We start from the raw sequence: 19380 nt of genomic DNA, 5'->3' as shown, positions 1-19380 counted from the left end.
AGCGTTAATAGGTTGAGAGATGATTAGGAGTATTAATATACAGCGTATTGTATTTACAATCCTTTTGTTGTTTTTATCGGGATGTGGAGGCGGTGGTTCGAATAGCGCAGATACTGGTAATGGCCAAACAAATGTAATTGGCAATACTAACCAAGACAATCAGGGTTCTGGTAATAATGAACCTAATGATAGCAATGTCGCAGATGACGATGATTCTGCGGATAACGGCGAGCAAGAGCTGCCTACATTGTCAGGAGACGATACTTTTTCATCCCGAGAAAAAATCTCTCACTTTGTACAGCACGCCACATTTGGTGCGACCCCTACTTTACTTGATGATCTAGAGGATAAAAGTGCATCTCAATGGTTCATTAATCAGTTGGCCCTTCCCCCTAGTTTAATACTGCCCAGTGTACAAGCCGCCGCGCCGAGCGATCCTGAAGAAGACTTTAGTTTGTTTTATATCGAGCAAACAAGTTTTACCTTTTGGAAAAACAGCATTGAAGCACCGGATCAACTTCGTCAACGCGTCGCTTTTGCGTTATCTGAGCTACTTGTTGTTTCAAATGGTGGTGGTGAAGTATTAACGGATGTGCCTGAAGCCGTGGCTGCATATCAAGACCTGTTAATCAACAATGCATTTGGCAATTATCGATTGTTACTGGAGCAAGTTACTTACTCACCCGCTATGGGACACTATTTAACTTATATGGGCAGTGAAAAAGGAAATGATGAGACAGGCAGAATGCCTGACGAAAACTACGCCCGTGAATTACTGCAATTGTTTACATTAGGTGTAGTCGCGCTTAATAAAGATGGGACAGAGCGGTTAAATGAAAATGGTAACCCAGTTGAGCTTTATACCAATAAAGATATTACAGGTTTAGCACGCGTTTTTACTGGGCTAAATTTAAACGAAGATGATCCTGAAGCACACTTAGGAAAGCGCTTCAGCCAACCTATGTCCATTTTTTCTGATTCACATTCAGAGAAAGAAAAAGCCTTTTTAGGGTTTTCAATTGCTGCGGGAAGTGGCGCTGAAACGTCTATTTCCCAAGCGCTGGACCATATTTTCAATCACGAAAACCTTGCGCCCTTTGTTACTAAGCAACTCATACAGCGTTTGGTTACGTCAAACCCAAGTACCGATTACGTACTTCGTGTCGTGAGCGCTTTTGAGTCAGGGTTGTTTACATTGCCAGATGGCCGCGAAGTAGGAGAAAAGATTCGCGGAGATTTAACGGCAACAATTGCAGCAATTTTATTTGACCAAGAAGCGAGGGATCCCGGCACCCCAAATGGCGGTAAAATTCGTGAGCCCATTCTGAGGTTTACACAATGGGCACGTGCATTTGAAGTGCAAAATGTAGCGCCTCATTTTGTACCTCAGTTATGGGATACCAGTGCAAGTGCAGATCTAGGACAGCACCCTTACCGCTCTCCCAGTGTGTTTAATTTTTTTAGGCCAGGGTATAAGGCGCCAGGTAGTCTGACCGCTGCTGAGGGGCTGGTCGCGCCAGAGTTGCAAATCACCAATGCAAGTTCGATACCTGGATACGTAAACTTCATGACCTACTTTATTACAGGGCAGCAACAAGAAGCGGATCTTGAAGAGCTAAAAGAAGAATACGAGGATTTAGGAATTGAGCTTAATTTGGAGCAAGCCTTACTCAGCTTTAAGCCAAACTATGAGCAATTATTGAGTATCGCGAAAGATCCAAACGCCTTACTTGATCAATTAAACTTACTGTTATGTGCCAATCAACTGAGTACAAATAGCTATAACAATATCAGCCAAGTAATTGCTTCTATTGAAGAAGATGCTGAAGATGGTTTTGCTTCTCGAGTCCATTTGGCAATTTTAATGGTGATGTCTTCACCTGATTATTTGGTTCAGAAGTAAAGGATAAGACAATGAATAGACGTAATTTTATTAAATCAGCAAGTGCTGGTGTTGTTGCCTCTTCTTTTATGAACATGGGCAAAGTGTTGGCAAATACACAAGTAAACGCTACGGAATATCGTGCACTGGTTTGTGTTTTCTTATACGGTGGCATGGACAATCACGATACGCTTATTCCCTATGATAACGAGAGCTATAGTAAATGGGCCAAGATAAGGCAATCGCTGTTAAACCAATATACCACTAAACGAGAGCTCAATAATCTGATCTCAATTAATGTACCGAGTCGCTTCGCAGAACGCCAGTTTGCTTTACCGCCGGAAATGCCCTCTATAGCAAGCCTTTATCAACAAGGTAAGTTGTCAATAGTGGGCAATGTTGGCCCCTTATTAGAAAATGTCACAGCCACCAGCATTCGTAATGAAACAGCAAAACTACCATCTCGGTTATTTTCTCATAATGACCAGCAAAGCACTTGGATGTCAGGTAAAGCTGAGGGCGCTCAGTATGGTTGGGCAGGCAGATTAAACGATGCGTTAATTAATCAAGGGCAGACCCAAGCAAATACTTTTTCTGCGGTAACGACTGCTGGTGGAGAATTACTTGTTACAGGCACCAATACCGCTCCATATCATGTGACAGATGGACGTGCAGCGACGGTTCAAGCGTTAGAGTACTTTGAGGATAATGATGCTGTTAAAGCACATTTTAGTGCTTTAGGCCATCAAAGTACTAATTTAATTGAACAAGACCTGTCGAATAAAATTGCTCAATCATTCGACGCGAACAATATGTTTAATAAAGCAATCTCGTCACAATCAAACAGTGTGGGAGAATTTCCAAAAACAGGCTTGGGTAGGCAGCTTGAATCTGTTGCTCGGACGTTAGCGGTCAAAGATCAACTGGGTACCAACAGGCAAATTTTTGTTGTATCCATGGGTGGGTTTGACACCCACTCTGGACAGGCTCAAACCTTACCAAAATTACAGTCTGCATTAGATGACGCACTTAATGCGTTTAATACTTCTATGGAAAGCATGGGTCTAGCTAACAATGTTACATTATTTACAGCGTCGGACTTTGGTCGCACGCTTGCGATTAATGGTGACGGGACAGATCATGGTTGGGGTGCGCATCATTTCGTAATGGGCGGCGCAATCAATGGCGGTACTGTGTTTGGTGATATTCCCCCTTCTGAGCTTAATCATGAGTTAGATGCTGGCAGTGGTCGATTAATTCCAACCATGTCTGTTGACCAGTACGGTGCTGCTTTTGGTCAGTGGTTAGGAATATCTGATACTGAGCTAGAGCAGGTCTTTCCAAACTTAAATAAGTTTGGTGCACGCCCTACGTTGTTTGCATAGCTCCTAGATATAGCAGGTGCGCAAGCCTGCTATACTTTGACTTAAAATTTAAGAGGCCTATTATGCAGACTACAAACAGTGGCAGCCTGTTCTTGATTTTGGTTATATTTCTAATTGTTCTCTGCTTTTTATACGGTCGTCGTTATAAATCAAAGCTCAAAAAACGACATTTAAAACCGCCCAAAGCAAATGATGATTAAACACAGGCAAGCGTAACTATTTTAATCAATAGTCACGCTATTAGCCCCAGTTTTACCCCCGATATCCGGGTGATACATCATTTCAACTGTTGCTGAAGGTGTTAGAAACTCACCGCTATAACGAACTTCAGCTAAATACTCAAATTGCGTGGTGCCTGCGGGCAGTTTATATTTATGCCACGATGCCAATGTTCGCCCATCTTGACCGAGTAAAACCGTCACAGCTTGAGTGTTCTTTTGTTTTAACCAACGCCAATAGGTTTGATTTTTTAGACTTGGGTCCAATATTAATAATCCAGAAGGTAAAAAGTCCTTAATGAGCACGTGTTCTCGTTCTATTGGTGAAAACACAGTTAAAGTGACCTTTATTAGTTGCCCAACGCTTAATTTATCTTCGTTCACAGGTTGCCAATTGTTGCCTTGTTTAATGCGATATTCTCTGGCTATCTCCAATCCATTAAACGAGGGTGCTTCTTTTGATAGCAAGGCTTTTTTTTCCAGATGTAAGTAGTAAGGCATTGACGGCGCATTATTGATACGATGTTCGGACATCTCATTTTCGGTATTGAGCTTGTCAGTGTCTACTTCAGTTAACGGCAAACCTTTGAGATCTTTGAGCGCTAATGTACATATACCATCTACTAGTGTATTGCCAAAGTGCCCGATTTGAAGTTGCTTGGAGATAACAGGCTTATAAAGCAGTTCTTTTACATCAGGTATTTCAGTTAGTTGAATTGCCAAACATTGATTTAAAGTTGAACCTAGTGCGTTAAAAGATTGGTCTTGATAACCCGCTCCTATGATATTTGTTAGAGCTGACTCAATGTCGTCTTGGCGTGCTCCTGCTGCTTTTAGTGCTTGTAATTGCAATAGGTGACTTGTTGTATCAAGTACGCCCAAGTCATATATGTTTTTAATTTCTGACAAATCTAACGCGTTATGCTCTGACAATGCCCATAACAACCACTCTCTGTCATATCGGTTATGGTGTGAAGTGGAATGTGTATGGTCTATTATTTTCATGAGCTGACTTTTCAGCTCGTCTAACAATTCAGGGTCAAATTCAAACTGATATTTGCTATTTGAAAGCCACTTATTTGCCAGTAGTGCATAAGCACTAAGCATCAGATCTGTGCTTGTATTCTTAAAATACCGATAGCCGCTGTAACTCACATTTTGCATTAAACTGGTTTTGAGCAGCTCGGCGAGCTTGGTGTTAGGTACTGTATTTGTAATCGGGTTATACGTTAAGCTCACTGCCCTTGAAAGAGTTTGTTCTAAACATTGATGGGGATAGTGATGATGGTAATTGGCAAGTAGCGCCCAGTTAGGTGCATTACTGTTTAGGGTACTTACTTGAGCGTGCTCAATCACGGATGTACTTGGTACAAGAATCGTATTTGAATGAGCAGGATCCATCTTAAAAACACTGCGCTTATGAGCTGTATTTTTTAATACCTGAATATCTTTGCGATAGTGCCTTTTGCTGTCGTTCAAGCTTCGTATTGATATGGTATTAAGTCCCAATTTTAAATCGTTTAATGGTATTTCAAACCTTTTTAATTGCATTGCCTCAAGTTGTGGACTGTCCCTTTTTATTATCATACCGTTAAAGGCTATCTCAACACGATCTTGCACAGAGTGCTGATTGGGGTTATTGATTTTTACAATAGCAACGGGTTTATCTTTGAGAAATACTTTTTCGGGGACGTATATCTGATATTCAACATCAGCTTGGGTGTTCAAAGTATGTGTATATTTTGCTTGATTGTGCTCATTAATTGCTAATACAAATAAACGCCACCGACCATTGAGTTGCGGTAATTTGATTTCAATACTTTTAGCTTTGTTCGCAGTCAAAGAGGCAGGAGTGAGCCATACCGACTGTGCTTGATCTGACATTCTGTGTGCTGAATTTGACGGCGCTAATGCCGCCATACGACTGCGGTGTTGAACATTGTTGGAGAATAAGGCTGCAAGAATATTATTATTTGTATCTGTGTCCAGTAGCCAATCTGTTTGATTATGAACTGAATGCCAAGGTTGATGGTATGAAAACCTATGATATAACTGTTGGAAAGAGACTGAACTCGGTGATTCATGCGAAACATCGAACAACGCGTCGTTCACTAGCCATATTTGAGCGTCAGCGGTTTGGTTGCTTGTAACGTTAATTTTAAGAGTGCCGTTAGGCTCAATGATGCCAGGGTGTTCGACTTGAAGAGTGAGCTTGTCTGCTGGTTCTACATGAATAAACTGATTTAATTCATACCCATAAACGCGAGGCTTTGTAGGCAACGAAATTTCACTCAGGCTATTTAGGTTGCGTGTCGCTTTTTGCCGTGCTGCATCCACTATTTTTTTGATTTTCTGATTAAATTCACTTTTTTGATTCGCAATGTGCTCTGTAGTCGATGGTAAAAATGCAGTCACTTCAAAGCCAGGTATCAATGCATCATCAATTTCTATTTCTATGTCGTTATTGCCCGTATTGACCTCGACGATAAAGCTTCTCATCAATTCGCCTGCTTTTATCATTACAGCAGCCTGCCCCTCAATGGGTGAGTTAATATTTAATGTATACACTTTCCCTACCGTGGCTGAAGACTGACCAATGAGTTGTGGTGTGGCCTGTTTAGTTGTTGCTTTTGTTTGTTCTTTGTTAAGTTGATAGCCTCTTTTCCAAACGTATTGCTCATCTCCACTGATGATCTTTAATTCAGCATAGTCATCGATGTGTTTGGGGATATCACAATGCAAAGGCGTGGTGCCTGAACACAGTGCCAAAGGTGTGAAACTCTCATCATCCACAGACTGTAAATTATTGATTGAAATGCTGACATGCGCTTTAATTTCAGCTCCATCTTGAGTCAGCGCGATCACTTTTAGTTTATTTTCGTCTATGGTTGTTCCTATATAGTGGCTTCTTGAAAAATATGGCAGTGTCGTGTGGTAAAAACGAGTCTCACCAGAGCTTGAAGTGACTTGAGAAGACAGTGAAACACCGATAAAAGGCGTATCCTTGTTTAATATAATTTCCCCTTCGCCCTGCTGATCAAGCTGAACCTTGTGCGTTTTATTTTGCGATGGTGCTTCGTAAAAGTGACGGTAATCGTAATCTTCAGGCCAAGAATCCGGGTGTGTATAGATGGACTGAAACTTTACTCTCAACTCGCCGGTAAAATTGTTGACGTCTTGCCCATTATAAGTAACGCCCCGCACTTTAACGTTAAAAGGTTTGTTGATGTGCACGTCTTGGTTATGTAACCAAGAAAACTCGATTTCCGGTGGAGTGAATTGGGCAACTTTAATATAGTCATAAGTGTCTACACGTTGTGAACCCACGTATAGTTCGATTTTATAACTACCCACCTGCTTAAAACCCGCAGGTATGCTGAAATGCACTAAGCCTTGCGGTGAAATAAACTTAGGAAAGATCTCAAGGGCTTTCAACGAAGACCTGTTTGGGTTTTTGATGACAGCACGAATATCTTGAGTGAGTGCAACTAAGCCTTCTTCAGTATGCTGCTTCATGGCAATGCTAAAGTTCACAGCTTCATTGGGTTGATAGATGGGTTGGCTAAATATGGTATGCGCACCAATGGCATTTGTCTTGCTCATATCCAAGTGCACCATGGCTTTCTTGTGCTCAGCTTGCGCCCAAAGCCAACATTGACTATGTTGTGCAAGCATCATTTTCTGAAGTGCTTTGTGTGATATATTCAGTTGCCCATTTTTATCAGTAGTCCCCAAAAAGTTGGGTTTTTCAAACTTTTCACAAGTTAACCAAACACGTGTTTTAAGCGGCAAATTTTCTTTAAATGAATAAGTAGAAATTGATAGTGTCGCACCAATTTGAGCAAATAAGTTAAAATCTGATAGCGTTAACGTCTCTAGATCTGACTTTTGTTTTATGTTTAACGTATCTGTCTTTGAGTCGGCGCTCAGGCCAGATGCTTTGTATATTAAAATGCCACTTCGATTATCTATCAAATGCGATATTGGTAACTGTTCGGTATGTAGTATTTTGGATGAACTATTCAGTAAGTTGAGCTCTTTAAACTCAGTGTTATTGCTCTCAATCTCTGTTGATTGCCATGTGTGTAAAGCGTCTAAGTTGTCTATTGTTTTATATCGTATTTTAAGGTTTTTACTATTTCGATGTTCAAGTAATAAGTGTCCTTGCTCACCTGTTTGCAATTGAGTACCAAGATAATTTGAGAGTCGCCAATAAGGTGTGCTTTCACGTGTTGAAAAATGCACTACTGCGGATGTATGTACGTAGGTCTTTCCGGATACCCCTTTAACGCCTCCAAGGTCGAATTTATATCGAGTGTCACCATCGAGTACTATGTTATACATGGCACCTAACTTGTGTTTTTGAGGCATATCAAAAGCAAAAGAACGTTTTCCCAATTGGTTTTGAATAATGTCGCTCAACGATTGGTGGTTTTTAAGCGGCTCTGAAAATGCGACAGCTAAAGATTCAGGCGCACAGGTTTTTAGCTTGTCTGGCTCTAGTGCAATGTAATCACTGATGTATTTATTAATTCCGAAAGGCTGACAAAAAAGGCCGTAAAACTCAGGTCGTTCAGGTTTGGCGCGTTTACTGTATAGAACAATATCCTGTTCAACAGCGACGTGTTTATCACTTAATTTCGTGCTCTTAGGTAATACAATTTTTAACTTTGTGTGCGCTATGTCTTTTTTAAATTCATAATCTAAACGTATATATCCATTCGTTTGTTCTGATGACACTGAAATTGGCTGTAATGATTCATCATCACTAAAAAAGACAATCGTGTTTTGAAGCTGTTCGGCTATGTTTTCGTTGGCAACTAAACTTGCATCATAGCTTAACGTGACTTTATTGTTTTTAGCTTCAACATACTGAATTGGTAAGTCTCGCCTGAACCATTGTTGTTCAAACTCTTTGTTAAGAGATTCTGTGAGTCCACTAAATCCGCGGTTAACACCAGCTGTGATTGGGGACAGAGTTGGCACTTTTGTGTAGAGGTCGCAGCTGAGAGACTTTAAGCCTTCAAATCGCCAGCGGCACATATGTTTGTAATCTGCCGTTAAATAAATGTGTTCTATTTGCCGGGCATGCGGTATATCACCCGATTTCGCGATATTTTTGTTAAAAACAAACAAGATTTGATTTAGGTAATTTTCCTGATAGCTGAACTTGATATCAGAGACTTTTAGTTGTCCTGCGGTGAGATTAACGGAAAAAAGACAGAAGAATAGCAATAAAACTCGAATCATGATCTAGCCCTTTAGGTACAGGCGCTAAAGATAACAGAAATTTGTAAAGATTTTCTATGTTTAGAGCCAAATAATTCTATAAACGGTGAGATGATAAAAAAAGGGTTATCTTGCTTTAAAAATGGCTGTTTTAAATTGGGTAATCACATATGCAGAGTGTTTTACGATAATTTTCATGAAGAAACTTATATCGTTAGCGATTTTTTGACTATCTTTTAAAGTAAGGAACAATTATTAGCCTGTCTTTGGTGATTGGCATTAGGTTTACGCCCCGGAGAAATAAATGAATTTGCTAAAACGCTTATCCATTTTACAACTTACCATAATCAGCTCTCTTGCACTTATAGCCTTCATTTTTATTCTTCTTGCAAAAGTCGCCACCCAATATTGGCATGATTACGCATCGACATCGCAGGACATCGAATACATTAAGTTGTTGGATACAATCGAAAAGATAGCTCATCATCATGCGGTAGAACGTGGTTTATCTGCTGGGTTTTTAGGTAATCCGACGGCAGATAAAAAAAGTGCAGTCTCAGCGCAAAGAGCTAAAGCCGACAATGCTGAAAAAACAGTAAGGGATTTGTACTCCGGTCAATTTAGAGACGACGAAAAAGTCAAAAAGTGGCTACCTTTTTTGTTTAAAGAGTTAAATGATAAGCCAACAATTAGGCGCGAAGTGGATAATAAAAATGGCAAAAATGCATTTAAGTATTACAGCCACCTTAATCAAATAGCCATAGACACTGCTACGCGTATGCAAGCGTATATCAGTAATCGAGATCTGGCATCTAAACTGTCCATTGCATTTTTATTAGCCAAGAGCAAAGAAAGAAAAGGCCAATTACGAGGTAAAATTAACGGTGTGTTGTCTAAGAAGAGCATAAATTCTCAGATAAGGGGTGAGCTTACCTATTATCAAACACAATTAGGCATCTTAAAGGAACAACTTGAAACCTCTTTAGAAGGTGAACAACTTGAGGCATACAATAGAGCCATGTCTGACTCGAGTGCAAAAGAATTGGATAGCGTTATTAATTATTTGATTAATAACGACAACCCAGATTTTAATACCTTGATGTCGAGTAGCGAATGGTTTCCAAAAGCGACCAGCCAAATTGTTGCTGTTAAAAAGATTTTAGATAAGCAATGGCTTAAAACTGTTGACCACAGCGCAGCGGTCAAAAGCGATCTAGTTAGTCAAAGTTGGTTTATTACCATCTCGTTTATAGTTGCGATGAGTGTGATTGCAGTCATAAATATGCACTTAGTGACTTCCTTGAAACATGAATTGAATCACTTAACTGGCATCTTAGAAAAAGTAGCAAGTGAGGGGGATTTAACTTTAGATGTGAGACTAAAAACCAGTGATGAGCTTGGGCAGATATCTGAGTCTATTCATAATACGGTATATGCATTTAAGGATTTGTTATTAGGCTTGTCAAAATCAATCAACGTTGGTACAGACTTGGGCGAAAAAATGGATAAAGCTGCGAGCCATGTTAATGAAGATGCACAGCGTACTCAGACAATGGCGTCTAGTATAGCTACAGCGATTGAAGAAATGGCAGCCACCAGTGAAGAAATAGCGCGCTCAGCATCTGACACGCTGGCAGCGAGCGATCAATTAAACAATGAATCTAAAAAATTATTAGAAGATAATCAAAGAAATCTAGACGCAATGAATGCCCTTTCCGAGCATATGGATATGGTCAATGAAATGGCCGCAAAAATGGAAAAGCAAGTTGCTGAGATTAATACTATTTTAGATTCAATCCGTAGTGTTGCAGATCAAACAAACTTACTTGCGCTCAACGCTGCAATTGAAGCGGCAAGAGCGGGAGAACACGGAAGAGGTTTTGCTGTGGTAGCGGATGAAGTACGTGGGCTTGCCAACAATAGTAAGGAATCTTCAGAACAAATCTCGTCTCTTCTGAGTAATTTAAATGAGATCAGCCAAAGTGTGGTTAATGCCATTAAAGAAAATACGCAGCTCGCCAGTGAGATAATGAGCGAGGTAGAGGAAACGCGTCTTGTTTCTATGCAAGTGAGTGAACACAGTAATAATGTTGAGCAATTGACCACTTCAGTAGCAACAGCAGCACAACAACAATCAACAGTGGCTCAAGATATTTCTACGAATACGTCAGCCGTTTTAGAAGCGGCAAACGATGAACTAGAGACGTCTATTGCTTTAAAAGAGCTATTTGAAGATATGAAACTCAATAGTGATACATTACAAAGAACCATGGATAACTTTAAAATAGACTAGTTTTGTCATGCTTCATTTTAATTGCTTTCAAAACCAGATTAGCACCTTATCGTAATAAAAGTAATTCTTATTCGTAATAATTGGGGTGAAAGTCTTTTCATGAAATAAGTAAAGTGATAATGTTGCAATATTATCACATAACAAAATGGTTTTATGAGCGTTAATTCTGAAGTAAGTGTTCCCTCAGCAAGCACTAAATATTTAATCGAAGACTCGGCAAGTGTCCTTTCAAAAATATATGATACAGATACAGCATTCACTTGTTTTTGTTGTCCATCAAGTTGGGCAAAAAGTAACGCTGCCATTCATTATGTTAAAAAAGCCCAAGATAGTCATTTTCAATATCAGGGTGCAATTGACAGAGAGTTATTTGACAGAATTAGAGCGATGTTTTCGTCGACCACTCATGGTGACTTACTGTTCGAGCATATTGAGTTGATGTTAGCTATGTTTGAAGAACTATTAGAACCAAAAGAAATAGGTTTACGTATACTGCCATCTCATTATTCGATCAGCCCTACTTTTCACTTTCAAAATGGGATTGTGAAAATGATGTCAACATTAGGTGGCAGCGGTGAACGCTGGCTCGAAAAAGACTTTGTGCAATACCACCCGCTTGAAAAGAATCAATTGGCGCCTGCGATAAAGCAACCTAAAGCATGCGATGTGAACACGTTATGCAATGGAGATATTGCTTTGGTAAAAGGAAAAAACTGGGTCGACCAAGAACATAATGCAGTAGTTTGTGCGTCTCCTACGTTTGACAATGAAGAGTCAAAACTTTGCATTTACATAGACTATATCAGCTAGTTCTCTTTCGTTGAGTGCAGAAAAGAGGAGTTAACTCCTCTTTCTCTTTTTAGTGCTACCTATTTGGCTTGCCCGGTCCAACTCCAACCAGGGTATAACTTTCCATTTACATGGGCGTTGTTACCTATAATAATTGAGTACGGTTTTTCGACAGCTTTCCAGTTGTAAGCAGTTGAATGCTCTAATTCAAAAACGACATTTCCCCACAGTGAGTAAGGTCCTGCAACAATGGATTCTTTGTAGGCTGCAAAATGACTTTGCCCGCCCATCATAATTTCACCTACTCGACTTTTATTATTGATCTCAGCCGCACCTTTACTCCAAATCATGAGTAAATTCACATTACTTTGGTTGTCACCTAAAAAATAGCCATTACCTGCTACTTGAACAGATCTGAAGTGGTTATTTTGTGCAGATTGTGCTGCTGATGTATCGTACACTTCTAACTTAATTTGATCGCTTTGCTTAGAAAATTCGACAAAGGAGCTGCCATAGACACCTACTGAATTACCAGACATTTTTTCAAAATAAGCGCTGCTGTTGTCTTTGATTAAAAACTGTAAAAAAGATGAGTCATTTGGCGATTTTGCATTTGTACTTATGTGATTAAATTTTGCTACGCTGTTAGCCTTAAGCTCAACGGCTGGCATATCGCTAGGTACATCAATATTTATATTTTTAAAGACGACATTGCTAGAGCTTAACAAGATAGCGCTTTTTTGTAGGTACTCTTGATTATGCCTAACCCTTATTGAACCGGTTGACCCTACGTCATTTATAATTTCAAAACGACCATGCTGAATATGCAGTGGTGCTGTACATTCTCCAGATACGGTCAATTGCACTACTTGCGCTGAATAAGCCTTATCCAGTGCGTTTTGAAGTGCGTTTGCGTCTTCTCCACAATCAATATCTAAATTTAGATGCTTTTCAATTTCATACTCATCGTTATCGAAAACTGTTGGTGCTTGATGAGCCACAGTTTGTTGTGTACTCAGTGCAGTAAATGATAAAAATGCTAATTTAATCAATCGATTCGATTTCATTTAATTATCCTTAAATAAAGTTACTTTACATGTTGTTATCTAGCCAGTTGAGAGTAACTGGTTATTCCTTTTTTAAAACCTACAGTCCCAAGCAATCACTTTGAGCCTCTCCTGTAACGCCTTATGTTTTTTTAGGTTAGTCAAATTGTTTGACTTTTAGACATTAACTTATGGAACTTGATTTGGTCAAAATATAAACGAACAAGAACAGGTTTTAATTGTTATAAGATATCAAAAATAAATTTATTTATGATTTTGAAAGATTAGATTTGATGCGGTTATCCATTGGGTTTAGCCATAGGGCTGAGCTTTTAAATCCTATACAGCGCTTTTTTATGATTCTTATTTATATTATTCCTTCATAGACCTGTAATGCATGAATTTATGACTATGAAAGAGGACTAAAACAATCAATGTTGAAATATAAAAGTCACACAAATATTACAATTGAAATATTTTTCATATAGAGTGGCATCCTCAATTACTAAATAATTCATTATAAAACACGGTAAACGGAAATAACTATGTTCAAAAAATCCCTAGTCGCGTCAGCAATTACATGCTTTTTGCTGCCAGCCCATGCTGAAGTTATGATTTCTGAATATGTTGAAGGAAGCAGTTACAACAAGGCTGTTGAAATTTATAACAATTCAGATTCTCCAATCAACTTAAGCGACTATCGTCTTCAATTTTATTTCAATGGTAATACAAATTCAGGAACTTCTATTGTTTTAGAAGGAACCGTTGCCCCCAAAGATACTCACGTAATTGTCCATGCAAGAGCTGCTGAAGAGTTACGTTTAAAAGCCCAACAACAAAAAGATGGCAGTTGGTTCAATGGTGATGATGCAGTTGTTTTGATAAAAAATGATGTCATTGTCGATAGCATTGGCCAGATAGGTGTTGACCCAGGTTCGTCATGGAGTGATCAAGGAGTATCTACAAAAGACAGAACATTAGTTCGCTTTGCTTCTGTATCTTCTGGTGATGCAGTGGCCACTGATGAATTTGTTCCATCAGTTGAATGGGAAGCGTTAGCTAAAGATGACTTCTCAAATATAGGTATTCATAACTCAAGCGACCCAGTAGAGCCACCAGCAATAACTTGTAATGAGAACAATACTAAGATCCACGCAATACAGGGCGAAACCAATGAAAGTCCACTCGTTGGTGAGCAATTAGAGTTACAAGGTGTGGTTACGGCCGCTTTTGTTGGTGATGATCAGCTCAAAGGTTTCTTCGTACAAGAAGAATCATTTGATCAAGATGACAATGCGCTTACCTCTGAAGGTATATTTGTTTCATACCAAGATAATTCTATTGTAGAAGGCCAAGTTGTGAAACTTGCCGGTAGTGTTCGAGAATCATATGGTCAGACTCAAATAAGCAGTGTGACGGGTCTGGTTTTGTGTGGCACTGAGGCGGTAGTGAGCACGGATATATCCATCCCAACGCAGTCAGGACTTGAAGCTTACGAAGGTATGTTGGTTAACATCACGAATGAATTATTTGTCAATGACAGTTATGGCTTGAAACGTTACGGAGAGCTAAAGCTTGGCTCTGAGCGCTTGTATCAAGGTACTCAGGTTGCGAAACCCGGTGACAGCGCAAATGAAGTTGAGCGACTCAATCTAACGAAAGAAATTACACTCGATGACGGCTCTTCACAACAAAACCCTGAAATTATCCCCTACCCTTCTGGCGAGCTTGATGCGTACAATACGCTTAGGCTTGGAGATAAAGTGACCGGTGTCGAAGGTGTTGTGGGCTATGGCTTCTCTCAGTATCGAGTACACCCAGTTAAGCAGCCTAATTTTGTATCAGAAAATATTCGCACAGATGGCCCTATAGAATCGCAAGGGAATCTAAGAGTAGCGAGTATGAATGTGCTCAATTTCTTCAACGGTGATGGATTAGGTGGCGGGTTTCCAACGGAACGTGGTGCAGATTCTATCGAAGAGTTTGAGCGTCAGAAAGCAAAATTAGTCACGGCAATATTGAACCTGGATGCAGACGTAATTGGTTTGTTGGAAGTTGAAAACGACGGTTTTGGCGAGTTTAGCGCAATAGCCGAGTTAGCAAACGCTTTAACCATGGCGGATGCTGACAACAATTATAAGTATGTCGATATGGGCACTGATGCGATCGGTACTGATGCAATTACGTCTGGCATAATCTATCGCGGTAATAAAGTAAAAGAAGTCGGTACTGCTGCATATACAGACGCAGTGCCATTTGACTATGGTAACCGCCCACCAGTCATGCAAACTTTTGAGGATTTACAGACTACTGACGTTTTCAATGTGGTTGTCACGCATTTGCGTTCAAAAGGCAGTTGTAGCAAGGCTGAAGGCTTGGACCAAGACCAGTTAGATGGTCAAGGTTGTTGGAACCAAACTCGAGTTACAGCTGTTAATGAGCTCAATCATTGGTTAGCAAGCAACCCAACTTCCGTATTAGATGATGACACGGTTATTTTGGGTGATTTCAATGCTTACAATAAGGAAGACCCGATTGCGCAAATGACAGTCAACGGATACGACAACCTCCGTGATGTGATCAATTCAGATAGCACAAGCTATTCTTATGTGTTCAAAGGTCGTTTAGGTAGTTTAGATCATGCTTTTGCGAGCAGCGCTATGACGCAAAAAGTGCGAGCGGTTTCAGATTGGCATATTAATGCGGATGAGCCTGTTGCGCTTGATTACAACGTTGAATATAAGTCAGATAAGCATCAGCAATCTCTATATGCTGAACACGCATATCGCTCATCCGATCATGACCCAATTGTTATTGACTTGCAAACCCAAGACCCCTACCCAGTTATCGAAGGCGAAATCGACAATATTTATGGTTGGTTCTGGTGGCAGCGTACTTCAATTGAAGTGCCTGAGGGATATACTAATTTGGAAGTTAAAATTGAAGGTCATGGAGAGGCTGATTTATATCTAAGACATAAACGTAAGCCAAGATTCCATAAGTTTGACTGTCGACCTTACCTATGGGGTAGCAACGAGCAATGTGTTGTTGATGATGTCCAACAGGGTACATGGCATATAGGTTTAAGAGGTTTTTTGCCTTACCGTAATGTAACCTTGAGCTATAAAATTTCACGAAACTAAAAAGAGAGATTGTTACTTGGAACGCGATTAAGTTTTAATCGCGCTTTCAGTAGTCAATAGTCAGCCCCTCATTCTCTCAAGAACAAGGGGCATTTCTTATGATTATGACTCGATTATTTTATACTTGTCCTACGATAGCCTTTTGAACTTTTAGCCTTAAATTATCCGGATCTGGTTCGTGAGGGTTTGGCTCAAATTTTCGCACACAGCGAGGATCTTCAGCACATCTATCTGTCAGCGCTTTTAAGAATTCAACTAAATCACTTTGTTGCGCTGCATCCAATGGTGCTGCAACAAACGGTGACAACTGTAGTAACGCGAGTGCACTTTGGCTATTAGATTCTGCATTGTGGTTTAGTGTTTGACAGCTGATATCATTTTTAAATTGCGATAGCCCACAAGCTCCTCCCCTTTCAAAAAATTGGCCAATTGCAGATTCAGGATCAACATAGTGTGCAACTACTTCTTCTAAAGTCTCATATGCGCCTGAATGTCCATATGGGGCTGTTAGTTCAACATTGAGTAAGCTTGGTACTCTAAAAGAAAATGAATTACGTTGTTGTGAGTCAATGTTAAATCGCCCAAGATCCGCATTTTGCTCATCAAGCCCGATCCCAAACTGGGGAAACGCTAAGTTAAAAAAGCCGTCGTTGCTAAATCGGCTTCCACCATGACAATTTACACAGCCAGCTCCCTCTTCACTAATTTGTGTAAAAAATAAAGTGGCGCCGCGTTTTTGGGCTTGTGTCATTGCGTTTTGGTTGCCGCGTAAATAGGCGTTCCATGGAGAGTTAATCAGGTTTACTGAAGATTGATATTTTCCCAATGCCAGTGTGATGCTATCGAAGGTGATTAATGACTCAGCACTTTCGCTACTGTTAAAAGCACGCCTAAACTCAAGTAACCATTGGTTCTTTTCTAGTTGGTCGGTTTGCGAACCGTAGTTACCCAGGCGCTGTGCAATATGCTCCCGCACAGACTGGTTATCGAAGGCGTCAGGAAATGCTTGTCCACGCATTTCCTCAACTGAGGTGACAGGGAAGCGAGACAAAGCACCAACTAAATCATTTCCTACCTTTTCATCAACCACTTGAAATCCCGAATCTGGTGTACTTATGACTTCAATTTGCTGCCCGTTAGCATCGGTGGTTGTAAAGCGTTGAATTCTTCCATCCCAAAATAAACTTGAGTTTGCTAAGCCGACATTAAAAATCGTTGGCGAGTTTCTTGGAATATTAATGGAGTCGGCGGTTAATCTAAGCGGACCGATGATATCTGGGTCAACGGCATTTGTACCGATTGGTAAAGATAGCCCATCAGCGCCACCGAGTCTTGGGTGATGACAGCTTGCACAGGCCACGGTTTTTTCCCCGCCAAGCGCTTTACTAAAAAAAAGCTTCATACCTAGTTGAGGTAATGGATCCATGATATTTGGCAAGCTAGAGGTATCTGGTAATGTTGCTTGTAAGTTTTGCTGAGTGACGATTTCTTGTAATCGAATATCTACCTCAGTTTGTGTCTGGATGACATTGTGCCTAAATGTCTTTTTTGGTTTGTTATGGTCATGACTCGGTTTCGCGTACAAGTTCGAACTGGGTGCGTTGAATAAAATTAACGCACCCAAATAGGCTAGGTTTTTGTATTTCATATTTTTGCCCCTTATTAGATATACCACTTAGCTTGGTTACTAAATGTGCAAAAAATATGTTTTTTCAATTGCAGTCTAGCGCTAGTTCTTTTTATGCGTTCTGCTATGCCATCTGACTATTTCTTTATGATCTCTTGTTACAGCCTGTTCATTAGACTCGCAGTGTTTTACTTCATTTGCTAAAACGTCCTCTGCATTGAGTTCTAGTTTTTGTAGGAGCGTACTTAGCATAGTTTGTTCTGTGTCAGACAATGTTTCTAGCAGTTTCTCTTCTCGTTGTTTTAAGTGCGTCGCTACTTTGCAATATATCTCATTCCCTAGTTTTGTTAATTCAACTGGTTTGCTTCTTGTTTGTGTTTGCGTCTGTGCGTATTGAGCCAACCCCCTCTTTACAAGTGCAGTTATCGCTCTTGTGGTTGAATATGGGTCCAGGCGTGTTTGATAGGCAATATCAGAAGCTGTAATTGGACCGTAGGATCCGATATTGACCATTATTCTCAGTTCTCTTGTGTCTAAGTCTGTTAAATCTCGGATAATCGGATCTCTTGAAATCGATAACAAGTTACTAACCACCGCGACTTGGAAAGGAATATGTGTTTCTAACGATAATTTGCTCTGTTTGTTTTGTATAAAGCTTGCCATTCTATTTTTTAATGCATTTTTATTTGAGATTTCACTAGACAAGTAGGTTCTCCAGAGTTATGTTATGTTGCATATGCAACAAAAAATATAAATTCAACAGGAGCTGATTATGCCTTTAGTTACCCCACTATCACAAGATCACGATCAGGAAGTCACTGAGCTTGCAAAATTCTTTAATGAAACGTTGGGGTTTTGCCCAAACAGCGTACTGACTATGCAAATTCGACCTGCTATTGCGCGTGCATTTATAAATCTTAATAAAGCCGTTATGGAAAATCATGGTCGTGTTACATCGGAGCTTAAAAGGCTAATTGGTTATATCACAAGTGCAAATACGGGTTGCCGATACTGCGAGGCACACACAATCTTAGCTGCTCAACGATATGGTGGTACTGATAATCGATTGGCACAAATTTGGCAATTCCGTGAATCTGATGTTTTCAATGAGGGTGAGAAAGCGGCGTTTGAGTTTGCATTGGCTGCGTCAAGTGTGCCAAATGCTGTAGATAGTAATATCGAAGCAGAATTGAAAAAGTACTGGGACGATGGAGAAATAGTTGAAATCTTGGGTGTCATCTCTTTGTTCGGTTACTTAAACCGTTGGAATGACTCAATGGCAACGTCTTTAGAGTCAGGCGCTATCGACGCTGGCGAGACTTTATTAAAACAAAACAACTGGGAAGTTGGAAAACATCAGTCTTAAACCTACCTTTACATCTCAACTACCAAAGGTTTTATCGTAAGGTAAAGCCTTTTTATTTTACTCTTTTAAATGAAATTAAGTGTGCAAAATCTATGCTTGAATGTGAAACTCTAGCTATTTTAAGCATTCATCTTAGCAATTAGATTTATAGTAAATAGCGATTTTGGCTAGTTTTAGTTCGAAAGTTTCATTATTTACCAAAACTTTTAAAACTTTTTACTCAAGCGATATACAAACAGTTCAAAACAGACTAGATTACAGTCTGGCTTTAGGTACTGACTCCATTATTTTAAATTTAAAAATAGTGATATTCTAAAGTTTCAGAAAAAAATGAAACTTTAGTTGATCTGAGTCAGGTATCTTTGTATATTTAACTTTCAATAATTACTGAACGTTTAGAAT

Annotated in this window: 10 protein-coding genes; 6 read left to right on the top strand and 4 right to left on the bottom strand. The window is 39.8% G+C overall.

What is annotated here, in order from left to right; all coding sequences use genetic code 11:
• The first annotated feature begins 19 nt into the window (after positions 1-19).
• Together N473_RS19035 and N473_RS19030 are read left to right on the top strand one after the other, a co-directional pair.
• Entirely contained in the window at positions 20-1903 is a 1884-nt protein-coding gene (locus N473_RS19035; RefSeq protein ID WP_063369281.1) for a DUF1800 domain-containing protein, read from the top strand.
• 11 nt (positions 1904-1914) lie between these two features.
• On the top strand, positions 1915-3267 hold the full coding sequence (locus N473_RS19030) for a DUF1501 domain-containing protein (RefSeq protein WP_063369280.1): 1353 nt from the start codon (positions 1915-1917) through the stop codon (positions 3265-3267).
• 221 nt (positions 3268-3488) lie between these two features.
• Here N473_RS19030 and N473_RS19025 read toward each other — a convergent pair whose 3' ends face one another.
• On the bottom strand, positions 3489-8735 hold the full coding sequence (locus N473_RS19025; protein WP_063369279.1) for a hypothetical protein: 5247 nt from the start codon (positions 8733-8735) through the stop codon (positions 3489-3491).
• A 283-nt stretch (positions 8736-9018) separates the two neighbouring features.
• Between N473_RS19025 and N473_RS19020 the strand changes: the two genes are divergently transcribed.
• Both N473_RS19020 and N473_RS19015 read left to right on the top strand, forming a co-directional pair.
• The gene (locus N473_RS19020; RefSeq protein WP_063369278.1) at positions 9019-11007 is read left to right on the top strand and encodes a methyl-accepting chemotaxis protein; all 1989 of its coding nucleotides are present in this window, start codon (positions 9019-9021) and stop codon (positions 11005-11007) included.
• A gap of 153 nt (positions 11008-11160) precedes the next feature.
• Positions 11161-11817, top strand: a complete 657-nt coding sequence (locus tag N473_RS19015; RefSeq protein ID WP_063369277.1) for a DUF1826 domain-containing protein — start codon at positions 11161-11163, stop codon at positions 11815-11817.
• Positions 11818-11876: 59 nt separating this feature from the next.
• On the opposite strand, the gene N473_RS19010 is transcribed toward N473_RS19015, so the two are convergent.
• Entirely contained in the window at positions 11877-12863 is a 987-nt protein-coding gene (locus N473_RS19010) for a hypothetical protein (RefSeq protein ID WP_063369276.1), read from the bottom strand.
• A 524-nt stretch (positions 12864-13387) separates the two neighbouring features.
• Between N473_RS19010 and N473_RS19005 the strand changes: the two genes are divergently transcribed.
• Complete coding sequence (locus N473_RS19005; protein ID WP_063369275.1) at positions 13388-15985, top strand: ExeM/NucH family extracellular endonuclease; 2598 nt, start codon at positions 13388-13390, stop codon at positions 15983-15985.
• A 118-nt stretch (positions 15986-16103) separates the two neighbouring features.
• Here N473_RS19005 and N473_RS19000 read toward each other — a convergent pair whose 3' ends face one another.
• A complete protein-coding gene (locus N473_RS19000) occupies positions 16104-17633 on the bottom strand; it encodes a cytochrome-c peroxidase (protein ID WP_081221270.1) in 1530 nt (509 codons plus the stop codon).
• An 81-nt stretch (positions 17634-17714) separates the two neighbouring features.
• On the bottom strand, positions 17715-18317 hold the full coding sequence (locus N473_RS18995) for a MarR family winged helix-turn-helix transcriptional regulator (protein ID WP_081221262.1): 603 nt from the start codon (positions 18315-18317) through the stop codon (positions 17715-17717).
• Between the two features lie 67 nt (positions 18318-18384).
• On the opposite strand from N473_RS18995, the gene N473_RS18990 reads away from it, so the two are divergent.
• Positions 18385-18978, top strand: coding sequence for a carboxymuconolactone decarboxylase family protein (locus N473_RS18990; RefSeq protein WP_063369274.1), 594 nt, complete (start codon positions 18385-18387; stop codon positions 18976-18978).
• The last annotated feature ends 402 nt before the right edge of the window (positions 18979-19380 follow it).

It is taken from the genome of Pseudoalteromonas luteoviolacea CPMOR-1 (assembly GCF_001625685.1).
Classification (GTDB): Bacteria; Pseudomonadota; Gammaproteobacteria; order Enterobacterales; family Alteromonadaceae; genus Pseudoalteromonas; species Pseudoalteromonas luteoviolacea_K.
The sequence above is the reverse complement of the archived record's forward strand: the minus strand, read 5'-3'. Positions and strand labels throughout refer to the sequence as shown.

Excerpts from the sequence above, each read along its gene's own strand:
- N473_RS19035 (WP_063369281.1), top strand. The coding sequence starts at position 20 with ATGATTAGGAGTATTAATATACAGCGTATTGTATTTACAATCCTTTTG.
- N473_RS19030 (WP_063369280.1), top strand. The coding sequence starts at position 1,915 with ATGAATAGACGTAATTTTATTAAATCAGCAAGTGCTGGTGTTGTTGCC.
- N473_RS19025 (WP_063369279.1), bottom strand. The coding sequence starts at position 8,735 with ATGATTCGAGTTTTATTGCTATTCTTCTGTCTTTTTTCCGTTAATCTC.
- N473_RS19020 (WP_063369278.1), top strand. The coding sequence starts at position 9,019 with ATGAATTTGCTAAAACGCTTATCCATTTTACAACTTACCATAATCAGC.
- N473_RS19015 (WP_063369277.1), top strand. The coding sequence starts at position 11,161 with ATGAGCGTTAATTCTGAAGTAAGTGTTCCCTCAGCAAGCACTAAATAT.
- N473_RS19010 (WP_063369276.1), bottom strand. The coding sequence starts at position 12,863 with ATGAAATCGAATCGATTGATTAAATTAGCATTTTTATCATTTACTGCA.
- N473_RS19005 (WP_063369275.1), top strand. The coding sequence starts at position 13,388 with ATGTTCAAAAAATCCCTAGTCGCGTCAGCAATTACATGCTTTTTGCTG.
- N473_RS19000 (WP_081221270.1), bottom strand. The coding sequence starts at position 17,633 with ATGAAATACAAAAACCTAGCCTATTTGGGTGCGTTAATTTTATTCAAC.
- N473_RS18990 (WP_063369274.1), top strand. The coding sequence starts at position 18,385 with ATGCCTTTAGTTACCCCACTATCACAAGATCACGATCAGGAAGTCACT.